This window comes from Pilibacter termitis, from assembly GCF_900167335.1.
GTDB lineage: Bacteria > Bacillota > Bacilli > Lactobacillales > Streptococcaceae > Pilibacter > Pilibacter termitis.
On the sequence record NZ_FUXI01000014.1, the window covers coordinates 1 to 13,078 of the forward strand.

Genomic DNA, 13,078 nt, shown 5'->3' on the forward strand with positions numbered 1-13,078 from the left:
TCATTTACTAGAAACGTAAGTTTCTAGCGACATTGTGAGCAGTTGCCAGACTTCAGCCCCTCGCAGCTAGACAAAGAAAAGCGGTGAGGGGCGGTCTGGAGTTTGTCGCAGTGAACCATGCCATTTACTCGCCTGAAGCACAGCTTCAGGTGGCATTGCGAACAGCGACCAAACTCCTGCCCCTCGTAGCTGGATCAAGAAAAGCGGAGAAGTGCGGGTTGAAGTCTGTGGCAGTGAGCCGTGCCGTTCATTTACTCGAAACGAAGTTTCGAGCGGCACTGCGAACAGCCACCAGACTTCAGCACTTCGTAGCTAGACAAAGAAAAGCGGAGAAGTGCAAGTTGAAATCTGTACAAAGAAACTCCCATAAATCTAATAAACTATGGTGAAAAAATGCACAAAAAACTACTTGAATTAAAGATAAAGACTTGGGATATAATTATTTTGACTTGCTTGTTACTAGCAAGTTTTACTCCTTGGGTCATTACAAGTATTCAACATCAAAACAATTCAAAGGTTACTTATGTCGCAGAATTGCGTGCGAATAATAAAAAGATACGCACCTTTGATTTGTCAAAAAATACAACTTTTGAATATAAAGACAAAGACGGAGATTATAATAAAATTGTCGTCAAAGACGGAAAAATTCGCATTGTGGAGGCAAATTGTGCTGACCAAATATGCGTTCGCCGTGGCTGGATTTCACAAGGCGGACAAACCATTGTCTGCTTGCCACATAAACTTGTAATCGAAGTGATCGCAAGCGACGGAAATCAAGAAGGGAGCGTGATTTACTAATGAAATCAACGAAAAAAATGACCTATATCGCCCTTCTCACCGCTCTTGCTGTTGTGATTGGACTGGCGGAAAATGTATTTCCACCACCATTTCCTTTCGCACCGGGGGCAAAATTGGGGCTTGCCAATTTGATTACAGTTTTGGCTCTTTTTACAATGAAAAAAAGAGAAGTAGCTTTCTTTCTCACGTTACGACTTCTTTTACAAATGCTACTTGGTGGCACTGCCTCGACATTCTTGTATAGCCTAAGTGGTGCGATTCTCAGCTGTCTTGCGATGTATCTCGTCAAAATGCTCGGTGCAAGGAAAGTGAGCATTATCGGCATTTCTAGCGTTGGTGGCTTTTTTCACAATGTCGGACAACTTGCAGTAGCTTGCATGATTGCTGGCACACCTGCTATCATGAACTACTTGCCAGTGCTGAGTATTTTCGGTATTTTGGCAGGATTTTTCATCGGCATTGCTGGAAATTATCTCCTTGCGAATATTCAAACTTTACGAAATGCACATTTAGTTATGCAGGAAAATGGTAAAAGTACATGGTTAGAGCAAATTTCTCATAGGAACGGAGAGTAACATGATAGATTATTGGGCAAATATTCCCTCGCTACAAACGGAGTTGGCGGAAGTAAGAGATTTGATGAAACATTCTATTTCTTTGAAAAACAAAGAGGTGGAAAACGCAATTTTGGAAATGTTGGAGCATGGCGGAAAAATGCTACGTCCTGCGTATCAGCTGTTATTTTCCAACTTTGGCAAAGAAAAAAATCGAGAAAAACGTTTGAGCTTAGCAGCAAGTATTGAACTGCTACATACGGCGACATTAATTCACGATGACGTGGTGGATAAAGCAACTATTCGTCGTGGGCAAAAAAGTATCGCTCACCAATTTGGCAGTGATGTTGCGGTGTATGCAGGTGATTATCTTTTCGTGACGGTATTTAAAATTTTAGCAAAACACTCGGCTAGTCTGGAAAACATTGAACAGCACGCAGGAAGTTTGGAAAAAATCCTCACTGGCGAGCTTGGGCAAATGAACAATCGTTACAACTTGAATATGACTGTTGACGAATATATTGAAAATATTTCTGGAAAAACAGCTGAATTATTTGCTCTAAGTGCTTTTGTTGGAGCAAGCGAGAGCAAAGCAAGCCTTACTATCAGTCGCCTTGCTTATGAAATTGGCAAAAATTGTGGCATTGCTTTTCAAATTTTGGACGATTTGCTCGATTACACACAAAACAGCGACACCCTTGGCAAACCTGTTCTCGAGGATATGAAACAAGGCGTTTATTCCTTGCCGTTACTCCTTGCATTAGAAGAAAAACGTGCGGATTTAACGTCGTTTTTACAGAAAAAGCATGAGATGACTTCTTTTGATATAGAAAAAATCGAACAAATTATCCACGACACAAACGCTATCGAACGTGCGGAACAATTGGCAAATCACTACACTGAGAAATCTTTAAAAAAAATCAAACGCTTGCCCTTAGAAGAGACAAATTCACGTGAAATTTTGTATGAATTGACCAAGAGTTTGGTGGAACGAAAACGTTAAGGGAACTATAAAAATCGCAAGAAATGTTCTATGTTTCTTGCGATTTGTTTTTAGAAGTCCTCTTTAGAAATTTAATTTTTCTTCACTCAAAAAATCTGCCGCTGCCCCGATTAAATTGGCATCATTTTGAAATTGACAGACTGCAATTTTCGGCATAATTGTTCCAATTTCAACCTTGTCGTAAACATTTTTTAATGCCTCTTGCAGTTTTGGAATTAGAAAATCCGCTTGGGAAATGCCCCCTCCAAGCAAGACAATCTCAGGGTCAAGAGCATATTGTAGATTAAAAATTGCACGAGCAAGGTTATCAAATATCGCATCAACAATTCTTTTAGCATTCTCATCATTTTCTGCTAATGAGAACAATTCCTTACCACTCACACTCGCTTGCTGTGCTTCATTATATCTTCTTGCTGCTTGAACAGGGCTAGCATTTTCTGATAACGTATGTTCATTCATGAGCATATAACCAAACTCACCACCCATAAGATGAGCACCATGTCGAATTTTTTTATTGAGAACAACAGAGCCACCGATACCACTTCCAATGACGAAAAAGAGCAAATCATCATATTCTTTCCCTGCACCAAAAGCCACTTCGGCAAGAGCTGCACAATTAGCATCATTTTCCATTGAAACTGGTAACTCAAATTTTGCCTCAAGTTCAGCTTGTATTGGGAAATTGTGGATATAAGGGATAGCCGAAGCACCATAAATCACACCATCTTTCTTGCTCACAGCACCGGGACTACTAATTGCCACACCTGTTATTTTCACCTTTTGTGAAACTTCGTCTTTTATGCGAATTAAAACTTTGTAAAACTCCTCTAACGTCGTTGGAGTATCTTTCGATCCTTTTTGTGATAATTTCCCATTATCAAAACTTGCGTATTTGATCGTTGTACCGCCAATGTCAATTGTCAAAAGTGCCATTTTATTCTTTCTCCATTTCTACTTCCGTCAACTCAACGCTTGATGTCACCGCCAATTCCTTAAAGAAATAAGCTGACTTCTTCAAACTTTTTACTTGAGTATGAATATCCACTGAAATCAACCCATAGCGATTGCGATAAGAATTTCGCCAACTAAAGCAGTCAATCGGAGTCCAAAGGTGATAGCCAAAACAATTACTCCCCTCTGCAATTCCTTTGTGAACGTAGTAAAGATGTTCTTTTATAAACTGAATCCGATAATCATCATTAATTCGGTTCGTCTCCGAATCAAAATAACGTTCTTCACGGCTTACACCCATTCCATTTTCCGATACAAACCAAGGAATATTTCCGTAATTTTCTTGAATATTTTTTGCAATATCATAAATCGCTCGTGGATAGATTTCCCAGCCTTTATCAACATTCATACGCACTCCACGTTTTTCATATTCTTCAAAATATTTATTTGGCAACCAGTCAACCGCTAGAGAATCTGAAGAATATTTCGGTGCAATGGCACGGTTTGGGTGGTAGAAATTCACACCTAAATAATCAATTGTATTTTGACGAATCAAATTAAGCTCCTCTGGTGTAGAATCCCAAATCACTCCATCTTTTGTCAAAATTTCAACAAGTTCCAACGGAAATTCGCCTTTAACGGACGCCTCCATGAACAAACTATTTTGCCATAAATCTGCAAAATGTGCTGCCGCCTTATCTTCTTTTGAATCACTCGCTGGATAATTGGGAGTCAAATTAAGAATAACACCTATTTTCCCATTTGGATTTTTATTGTGCTTACGAAAAGCTGCAATTGCTTTTGCAGACGCTAATTGTAAATTATATGCTACTTGTACGGCTTTTTTACCGTCAACAAGATCTGGATAGTGGAATTGATAGAGATACCCTCCTTCAACAACGACCATCGGCTCGTTATGTGTAAACCAATCTGTCACTCGGTCGCTAAAAAGTTCAAAACATTTTTCAGCAAATTGAACATAAAGTTCCACAACACGTTTAGATTCCCATCCTCCATATTTGTGCAACAGTTCAACAGGCACATCAAAATGGTGCAAGTTCATAATCGGACGAATCCCTTGTTGAATAAATTCATCTATCACATCATTGTAAAACCTAACAGCATCTGGGTTGAGCGTTCCTGTTTCCAAATCGTCAATTAAACGTGTCCATTGAATTGACGTCCTAACAGAGTTTAACCCTGCTGATTTCATCAATGCAATGTCATTTTTATAATCGTTGTAGAAATTGGAAGCCGTATCCGGTCCAATCCCGTGCCAATAATTTTGTGGATTCTTTTCAAAATCATAGTCAAAAATATTTGCGTGAGGTTTATAGAATCTTCCCTCTGTTTGAGGGCCTGATGTAGCCGCACCCCACCAAAAATTTTCTGGAAACTTTAAAATTGTCATCTATATAATCCTTCCTCTATTCTTTTTATTTGTGGATAGCTCTAAAAATTCTGTGCCACGTACATTTTTAGAGCTATTCCTTATTTTCTACTACAATAGTATTTCATCAATCTCCGCTAGTTCTTCCTCTGAAAAAATAAGATTTTCTAGTGCTTTCACATTATCTTCCAATTGTGACAAACGACTAGCACCAACAAGAACGGACGTAATCACACCGTCACGCAATATCCAAGAAATCGCCATTTCCGCCATCGTTTGACCGCGACGTTTTGCGATTTCATTTAATTTACGAACTTTTTCAATATGTTGTTGAACGCTATCTTCCGTCAAAAATCGACTATTCGAATAGGCACGTGAATCTTTAGGAATCTCTTTCAAATAGCGGTCTGTCAAAATCCCTTGTTCCAATGGTGAAAAAGCAATACCACCAAGTCCTAGTTTTGCCAATGTAGGTTTCAATTCCGCCTCAATACTGCGATCTAGCATATTATATCTGGGCTGATGAATAACAAATGGTGTTTTCAAATCATCTAGTAATCTCGCCATTTCTTCTGTATCTTCTGCCGAATAATTTGAAACACCAACATAAAGTGCTTTGCCATCATGGTAGATTTTACTAAGAGCATAAGCCGTTTCCTCAAGTGGTGTTTCAACATCTCGACGATGTGAATAAAAAATATCAACATACTCAAGTCCAAGACGTTTCAACGATTGATTACAGCTTGCAACTAAGTATTTTAGACTTCCTCCATCGCCATATGGTCCTTGCCACATATCATAACCAGCTTTTGTCGAGATAATAAGTTCATCACGATATGGAGCCAAATCCTCTGCAAATATCCTCCCAAAATTTTCTTCCGCAGCTCCGTAAGAAGGACCGTAATTATTCGCTAAATCAAAATGAGTTATCCCCATGTCAAAAGCACCACGAACAATTTCTTGTTGTAATTCTAGCGGTGTCCCACTCCCGAAATTATGCCAAAAACCAAGTGAAATAGCTGGCAATCTCAATCCCGATTTTTGAATTTTATTGTAAATCATTTTTTCATAACGTTTCTCATTTGGCACATATTTTGTACGCATTGTTTTTCCCCTTTCGTATTAAAGATACTTCTAAAAACATTTTTTGTTCAATTTTTATTCCCAAAAAAGTCTGTCACTTGTCAAGAAAAACTAGTCGTCTTTTTTAATAGAATCATTTTCATCAACAACAATTGATAAACCCTTGGAAAAATAAAAACAAAGGCAATCAAATTTAATTTTAAAAGACACAAGCCTAGAGCGAAAAAACAAATCTTGATTGGGAATTTTTTCCACATATTAAGAAAAGCTTGAGCGTAAATTTCTTGGTATCCTTTTTTCTCTTCTCCGACAAGATTTACTACTTCATATAAATAAATTGTTGACAAACTTGTTAAAACTAACAACGATAGAAAAAGAATTGCCATAAACTCCCGCCCTTCTCCAATCAAAAGAAAGCTAGTAATCGTCAAAATGACCATACTACTCCAGCAAAGCGAAACCACACGTTGTTTTTCTAACGCTAATTTTTCCGATTTGTGCATCGCAAAAATACCTGCAAGCACACCGTAGACAATTCCATTCTTGAGTAATATCCACCAAAAACGAGTAGAACTCATTACAATCATGTAAAATTTGTCAACCAATCCTGAAATTTTATGTTTATTTTTCATCGCTATTTAACCGACCCTGCAACACCATTGTAGATGTACTTTTGAAGTGATAAGAAAACTACAAGAATTGGGATAACCACTATCACAACACCTGCCAAAATAACAGGCCAATTGCTACCGTAAGGACCTTTGAAAGCAAATAAAGCCGTTGAAATAACTTTCAATTTAGGATCTGGCATGTAAAGATACGGATTGTAAAAGTCATTGTATAGACCTACACCACTAATAATAAGCATTGTCACAATCGGTGCTTTAAGATTTGGTAAAATAATCTTGTAGAATATTTGGAAATAGCTTGCACCATCAAGAAACGCCGACTCATCAAGAGAAACTGGAATTTCATCCAAATATTGCATGAATATATAAAGCGAAATAACGTCTGATCCTAGATTTAATAAAATAACTGACCAAATTGTATTCATCAATCCTAATGAATTGATAATTTTAAACGTTGCAACTTGGCTAGTAATCGCTGGAATTAGCATAGCTGCTGTAAAAGCAAATAAAATCAATTTTTTCCCACGGAATTCAAAGCGATTCATCACATACGCAAAAGCTGACCCGATAAGCATTTTCCCGCACATTGAAATGACAAAGATGAGCAAAGTATTTTTAAACCCTGTCAACATTTGCCCTTGAACAAATGCCATTTTGTAGTTACTAAAATCTAATTTTTTGGGTAAGGAAAGGACACTTGTCGTAAGAAATTCATTATTTGACTTTAGACTACCAATAAAAACAACTAAAAGAGGCATTAAGGCAGTAAGTGCTCCTAGAATTAAAACAATGTATTTGACAATTGTGCCAAATGTCAATCTTTCTTTTCTCATGCTTTTTTGCCCCTTTCAGTAATCAATCTTTGAACAAGCGTTACAACTACCACGATAACCAATAAGATAATCGCCATAGCACTAGCAAGTCCAAGTTTATTATATCTAAAGGCTGTATTAATCGTTTGAATAACAAATGTCATTGTTCCATTTGAACCACCTGTCATGATAAACGGAATATCAAATACAGACAACGAACCTGCTACTGATAAAATAATATTCAAGAAAATAATCGGTTTAATCGCAGGAATAATAATGTATTTGAAAATATTCCATGAGTTTGCGCCATCAATTTCTGCCGCCTCATATACCTCTGGATTAACGGATTGAATCGCACCTAGGAAAATCAAAAAATTAAATCCGATATATCTCCAAGTAGAAGTAAATGCTAGTGAGATATTATTAATACTTCGATTTCCTAGCCAAAGTTGCTTGAATCCACCTAGACCAATCATGTTCAGAACAGAATCTAACGTCCCATTTTCCTTAAAGAAATACAGGAAAATAAATCCAATCGCCACCCCATTAAGCAAGTACGGAAAGAAAAGGATTCCTTTCCAAAAATTAGCGAATTTCACTTTAAATGAAAGCAATGTCGCAAAAAGAAGTGCTAGACCAAGTTGAACAAATCCTGATAGAAAATAATACAAACTCGTTTTAAATACGATAAAGTAGTTCGGATCTGTAAGGACTTTTTTGTAATTTTCAATTCCAACATTATTATGTGTAGGCGAAAAGCCATCCCAGTCTGTAAATGAATATTGAATCATTTTAACGAGCGGGTAATAGGTAAAGGTTAAAAGCAAAGCAACAGGAATAACCGTAAACAAAAAGATTAGAATTCTTTTCTCTGTTTTTGCTTGAAATTTAAACATAAGCAATCCCTTTCTAGTATTGAACAGGTACAAATGAAGCCAGTATATACCAGCCTCATTTGCTCCCTGTCACTCTTTATTTAGCGTTTTCTTCTACTGCTTTTGCCCATTTTGTATTGAGATCTTTCATGATGTCAGCAAAACTTTCTTTCGTATTCCCAATCCCCGCATCAACAATACGACGTTTTTGGTCTTCAGTTGTACCAACACCTACTTCTGAGGCGTTGTTTACGTCTGTAAAGAGGGACTCTTTCCCTGCTGGTGCTGGTTTTTCTTCCATTAAGACAACCCCTGCATCAGCAAGACCTTGAAGGGCAACTGGTAAATCTGCACCTTTCACTGCTGAAAGACCACCATTGACTTCTGCATAATCTGATTTATCAACCATCCAATCTATAAACTGACGTGCTGCTTTTTTCTTCGCATCAGATGAATTTTTATTGATACCGTAGTTGTAATCGCCACCAATTGCTAAATAGGTTTTTCCATCTACTTGATTTGGAAATGCTTGGAATGTTACATCGCTATCATTGTCTTTATTATCATCTGCATCTTTAAGTTGTGGAATCGCCCATGAACCAAGCAATAAGCAACCAATTTTCCCATTAGCAAAATCAATTTTAGATTGTTCCCAATCCGTTGTTGTAGGATCATTTTCAATTAAACCTTTGTTTGCCAATTGGTACAAGGTGTCATAAATTGTCCACATGGTACTTCCTTCTGTAAATGCTTTCGTGTCATTTGCCATATCAAATGTGATACTTGGATTCCCTGAAACACCTGCACGAATGAAATCCCAGTTAGAAAGCACCCAACCTGCTGCATAGTTTGTATAGAAAGGTGTCACACCATCTAATTTTTTCTCCGCTTCCATTAATTTGATAAAGTCCGCCGTTGTTGTAGGAAATTCCTTATAACCTGCGTCATTCATGACTTTCTTATTTACCAAAAATCCAGTTGCGTTTGCTTGAGACGGCAAGCCGTATTGAACACCTTCATATTGACGGTCAGCTAAAAGCACATACTTTTCTTCTAAATCTTTCGATTTGCCAAGTGGCTCAAAGAAATTGCCATAATCTTGTGGCTTAATATCAGCAGGAATCATCAAAACATCACCGTAGTCTTTAGAGTTCATACGAGTTTTCATTTGTCCGCCGTAATCTGTAATCGTTTGAATGTTGACTTTGATGTCAGGATATTCTTCATTAAATTTCTTAACGTACTTATCCCATGTACCGTCTGCTTGCCAATCAGTCTTGTGGTTTATAAAAGTAATGGAAGTTTTACCTTCTGCTTCCTCCTCTTTGTTACCACAACCTGTCATCAACAATGCTGAAGTTGCCACGACACCAAGTGTTCCAAATACAGTTTTCAGTTTCATAATATAGGTCTCCTTTTTCGTGCAGATAGTATGCACTTTATTTTTCGCAAGTTTGAACCCGCTTACAACTTAAAGTATATACTTTATCATTCTTCCTGTCAATGCTTTTTTAAAAAAGTTTCAAAATATTTTTTTGTAATAAAATTTATTCCACTTCTTTGTTTTTGATAGAATAAATAAAGGGCACCTCTAAAATTCAAAAAACTTATCCTGCCTAAAAAAAGATTAAACAAGACAAAAAAACGCATGAAATCAAAGACTGAAGTTCATACGTTTTTTATCTTGCTAAATATTGATCGATGTCGCAAACTTCAAAACACCTCTCTCGCTTTTCTTTGTCTAGCTGCGAGGGGCAGGAGTTTGGTCGCTGTTCACAATGCCACCTGAAGCTCTACTTCAGGCAAGTAAATGGCACGGCTCACTGCGACAAACTCCTAACCACCCCTCTCCGCTTTTCTTTGTCTAGCTACGAGGGGCTGAAGTCTGGCAACTACTCACAATGTCGCTCGAAACTTCGTTTCGAGTGAATAAACGACATGGTTCGCTGTTGCAAACTTCAAACCGCCCCTCTCCGCTTTTCTTTGTCTAGCTACGAGGGGCTGAAGTCTGGCAACTACTCACAATGTCGCTCGAAACTTCGTTTCGAGTGAATAAACGACATGGTTCGCTGTTGCAAACTTCAAACCGCCCCTCTCCGCTTTTCTTGTTCATTGTAAAGTTTGCATTTCGTAGAATTTTCCTTTTCGAGTCATTAATTCGTCAAAAGTACCGAGTTCGATACATTTCCCGTCTTGAATTACCGCTATTCTATCAGCATTTCTAATCGTCGAAAGTCTGTGAGCAACAATGAATGTCGTGCGATTTCTTTGCATTTCAACGAGCGATTCTTGAATTTTTCTCTCAGAAACAACATCAAGAGCTGAAGTCGCTTCATCCATTACAATAACCTTCGGGTCACGTATTAATGCTCTAGCAATTGAAATCCGTTGTTTTTGCCCGCCTGAGAGCATTCCTCCATTTTCTCCAATCTCTGTGTAAACACCTTTAGGAAATTTGTCAATTACGCTTTTTAGATTGGTCATCTTCAGCACTTTTTCAAGCTGTTCATCTGTCACATCGTCTGCTCCATACGTGATATTGTCACGAATCGTACCAGACAGCAAAATCGAATTTTGTGGTACAACAGCAATATGTTTTCTTACAGAATGGAGATTTAGAGTTGTCATATCTTTTCCATCAAGGAAAATCTTTCCTGAAGAAGGTGTTATAAAACCGATTGCTAAATTAAGAATAGTAGACTTACCAGACCCCGATTCTCCCACTAGAGCGATTGTCTCACCTGATTGGACAGTCAAATCAAGTCCTGCAATGATATTTTTCCCCGTCTCATAAGAAAAGTACACATTTTCAAACAAAAACTGACCTTGAATAGTAGAGACTTTTATTCGCCCGTGATGACTTTCCACTTTATCTGACACGAGAATTTCTCCAATCGAATTGACCGACTCCATTCCTTTGGCTACCATTGGAATAAGATTGATTAAATTAGCCGCAGATGCCACAACTGTCCCAAAATACGTTTGGTACATTACAACTTCTCCCGGCGTAACTTTCCCCTTTATTGCCAATATCGCAGTAAAGAGAAGACAAAAAATCTGAAACAACTGGAAAACTGACCATGATATAGAACCAAAAAAAGCCTGTATAACATCCAGTTTTATTCCTTTTTTAAAAACTTTATCAAATTGTAGTCGCAAACGTTGAATTTCTCGATTTTCTAATGCGTGAGCACGTGACATAGGAACAAAATTTATCATTTCCATCACCTTAGCTGATGTCTGTTCCATTTCATGACGAAACTCAGAATTGCTCGATTCGATTTGTTTAGAAAAAAGTTTAATTAAAAACGTTGCTATCGGAATTGTGGCGATAAAAAAGAGAAACACAACTCGACTGGTAGCAAGCGTAATCGCAAGTGCTACAATCATATTTACCGAAACGCTGAGCAAGCTAATGAAAATCTGCGAAGAGAGAGTTTGCACTGTTTCAACGTCTCGCATGATTTTTGATTGCAAAACACCCGATTTCAAATCCTTTTGATAGGAAATGGATAGCTGCTGTAATTTTCTAATCAAAGCACCTCGCAGATTTGCTTCCACATTGCGAATAGCCGTGCTATAAAATTTTGTGTGGAAATAGTTGGAGACGATGTTTTGTAGAATCAAAAAAATCATGAAACTGCCACAAAATATTACGTTTTTTAAGCTATCATTGTTGATTTTTGTGATATTATCAATCACAATCGACATAACCAAAGGTGAAATCCACGCTGGCGTATCTTTGACAATGTAAAGCAAAGCTGAAATGAATAGACGTTTATAATTCCCTTGATATAAGGCTAACAAGGTTTTGAGCGGATTTCCTTTATTTTTTTCGTAATTTTCTTGGATATTCCCTGTCATGTGAGCACTTCTTTCAAATTAATATAGTTTCAAGCGACAATCTCTGTGGCTTTAGGGAAATTTCTAGGTGAAATCTTTTTCCGCCCACTTTATAAAATATTCTTTAACGATTGATTCTGCTGGTTTGCCATAAATTGCATAGTCATTATCTGTCGCAGCTTTTTCTATCGGATAAATATCTGCTTTCCAATCCCAAATTCCAAACCCTCCAACCCAATCACGTTTTTTACAAGCGGCAAACATTGTTTTATAAAATGTCGCTTGTGTCTCAAGGTTGGTTTCACCGTCAAATTGCCAATCATTTGGTAAATATTGACTGCCAGTTCTACTGGCACAGCCTACTTCACAAAAGAAAAATGGTTTTTCAAATTTTTTCACCACTGCCTCTATTCTATTCAGCTCTTCTTCCCAAATCTTGACAGAATAATATCCTGAACTAGAAATCACGTCTAGTGCGTCCCACCAAGTCACCGCATCTTCTTGGAATTTGTCGCAATTATACGTTAACAAACCAGTATAACGCTTGCGAACCAAGGAAATTAAATCACGCCACTCTTTGTCACGGCGATCTGCATTCACCAATTCACAACCAATAACAAACATCTCGACATTTGTCTTTTCAGCAATATCCGCATAATGCAAAATATATTTATTATAGCTTTCAAACCATTCTGACCAAGCTGGTTCAACAGGTGCTGCATGATCAAAAAAGTTGATATGTGCTCTCCATGTTCCGTCACTTACATTGACCATAGGTTTTAAAATCACTTGCAAATCAAGGGATTGTGCATAGCGAATCATTTTGATGACTTCTTCATCTGCCAAATTCCAATCTTCTTGATAATGAATTTTCGTTGACCAAGGTGTATCTTGCTCTGCAACGACCGCTAAAATAACAGAATTGGCTTGCGTCCTTTGTTTTAGCAGTGCCAATGATTCGTAAGAGGACGCTCTATCCCACTCACCACGTTTGTTCATAAATCCAAAAGTAATACCATTAATAAATTTCATGATGTCTCCTTTTTCGATAATTTTTCCCAGCTCTTGTAATCGCTTTAAACTTTTTCCACCTGCACCCTTAAAAATTTTAGTTTCTTCTTGACACTCCCTCTCAAAAGT

The 13,078-nt window shown here is 37.6% G+C and carries 14 protein-coding genes; 4 read left to right on the forward strand and 10 right to left on the reverse strand.

Annotated elements, in window-relative coordinates:
- Window positions 1-110 precede the first annotated feature (110 nt).
- From B5D30_RS06745 to B5D30_RS06760, 4 genes are read left to right on the forward strand one after another with little or no spacing between them, the layout of a single operon-like run.
- Entirely contained in the window at window positions 111-389 is a 279-nt protein-coding gene (locus B5D30_RS06745; protein WP_144399516.1) for a hypothetical protein, read from the forward strand.
- Window positions 390-393: 4 nt separating this feature from the next.
- The gene (locus tag B5D30_RS06750) at window positions 394-798 is read left to right on the forward strand and encodes a NusG domain II-containing protein (protein ID WP_078807297.1); all 405 of its coding nucleotides are present in this window, start codon (window positions 394-396) and stop codon (window positions 796-798) included.
- Window positions 798-1,373 (forward strand): Gx transporter family protein, encoded by a 576-nt coding sequence (locus tag B5D30_RS06755; protein WP_078807298.1) that lies wholly within the window; start codon window positions 798-800, stop codon window positions 1,371-1,373. The genes B5D30_RS06750 and B5D30_RS06755 overlap by 1 nt, the downstream gene beginning before the upstream one ends.
- Before the next feature lies 1 nt (window position 1,374).
- The gene (locus B5D30_RS06760; RefSeq protein WP_078807299.1) at window positions 1,375-2,355 is read left to right on the forward strand and encodes a polyprenyl synthetase family protein; all 981 of its coding nucleotides are present in this window, start codon (window positions 1,375-1,377) and stop codon (window positions 2,353-2,355) included.
- A gap of 63 nt (window positions 2,356-2,418) precedes the next feature.
- Here the strand turns inward: B5D30_RS06760 and B5D30_RS06765 are convergent, their stop codons facing one another.
- The 10 genes from B5D30_RS06765 to B5D30_RS06805 form a co-directional block, all read right to left on the reverse strand.
- Window positions 2,419-3,288 (reverse strand): ROK family protein, encoded by an 870-nt coding sequence (locus tag B5D30_RS06765; protein ID WP_078807300.1) that lies wholly within the window; start codon window positions 3,286-3,288, stop codon window positions 2,419-2,421.
- 1 nt (window position 3,289) lies between these two features.
- Entirely contained in the window at window positions 3,290-4,717 is a 1,428-nt protein-coding gene (locus B5D30_RS06770) for a glycoside hydrolase family 1 protein (RefSeq protein WP_078807301.1), read from the reverse strand.
- A 90-nt stretch (window positions 4,718-4,807) separates the two neighbouring features.
- Entirely contained in the window at window positions 4,808-5,800 is a 993-nt protein-coding gene (gene mgrA, locus B5D30_RS06775) for an L-glyceraldehyde 3-phosphate reductase (RefSeq protein ID WP_078807302.1), read from the reverse strand.
- A gap of 80 nt (window positions 5,801-5,880) precedes the next feature.
- On the reverse strand, window positions 5,881-6,411 hold the full coding sequence (locus B5D30_RS06780; protein WP_078807303.1) for a hypothetical protein: 531 nt from the start codon (window positions 6,409-6,411) through the stop codon (window positions 5,881-5,883).
- 2 nt (window positions 6,412-6,413) lie between these two features.
- Window positions 6,414-7,241, reverse strand: coding sequence for a carbohydrate ABC transporter permease (locus B5D30_RS06785; RefSeq protein ID WP_078807304.1), 828 nt, complete (start codon window positions 7,239-7,241; stop codon window positions 6,414-6,416).
- On the reverse strand, window positions 7,238-8,116 hold the full coding sequence (locus B5D30_RS06790) for a carbohydrate ABC transporter permease (RefSeq protein WP_078807305.1): 879 nt from the start codon (window positions 8,114-8,116) through the stop codon (window positions 7,238-7,240). The genes B5D30_RS06785 and B5D30_RS06790 overlap by 4 nt, the downstream gene beginning before the upstream one ends.
- A 76-nt stretch (window positions 8,117-8,192) precedes the next feature.
- Window positions 8,193-9,497 (reverse strand): ABC transporter substrate-binding protein, encoded by a 1,305-nt coding sequence (locus B5D30_RS06795; RefSeq protein WP_078807306.1) that lies wholly within the window; start codon window positions 9,495-9,497, stop codon window positions 8,193-8,195.
- A gap of 585 nt (window positions 9,498-10,082) precedes the next feature.
- Window positions 10,083-10,208, reverse strand: coding sequence for a hypothetical protein (locus tag B5D30_RS14290; protein ID WP_268802102.1), 126 nt, complete (start codon window positions 10,206-10,208; stop codon window positions 10,083-10,085).
- Window positions 10,205-11,959: an ABC transporter ATP-binding protein gene (locus B5D30_RS06800; RefSeq protein ID WP_078807307.1), complete on the reverse strand. Its 1,755-nt coding sequence runs from the start codon at window positions 11,957-11,959 to the stop codon at window positions 10,205-10,207. The genes B5D30_RS14290 and B5D30_RS06800 overlap by 4 nt, the downstream gene beginning before the upstream one ends.
- 63 nt (window positions 11,960-12,022) lie before the next feature.
- Window positions 12,023-12,970, reverse strand: coding sequence for a glycoside hydrolase family 113 (locus B5D30_RS06805; protein WP_078807308.1), 948 nt, complete (start codon window positions 12,968-12,970; stop codon window positions 12,023-12,025).
- Between the last annotated feature and the right edge of the window lie 108 nt (window positions 12,971-13,078).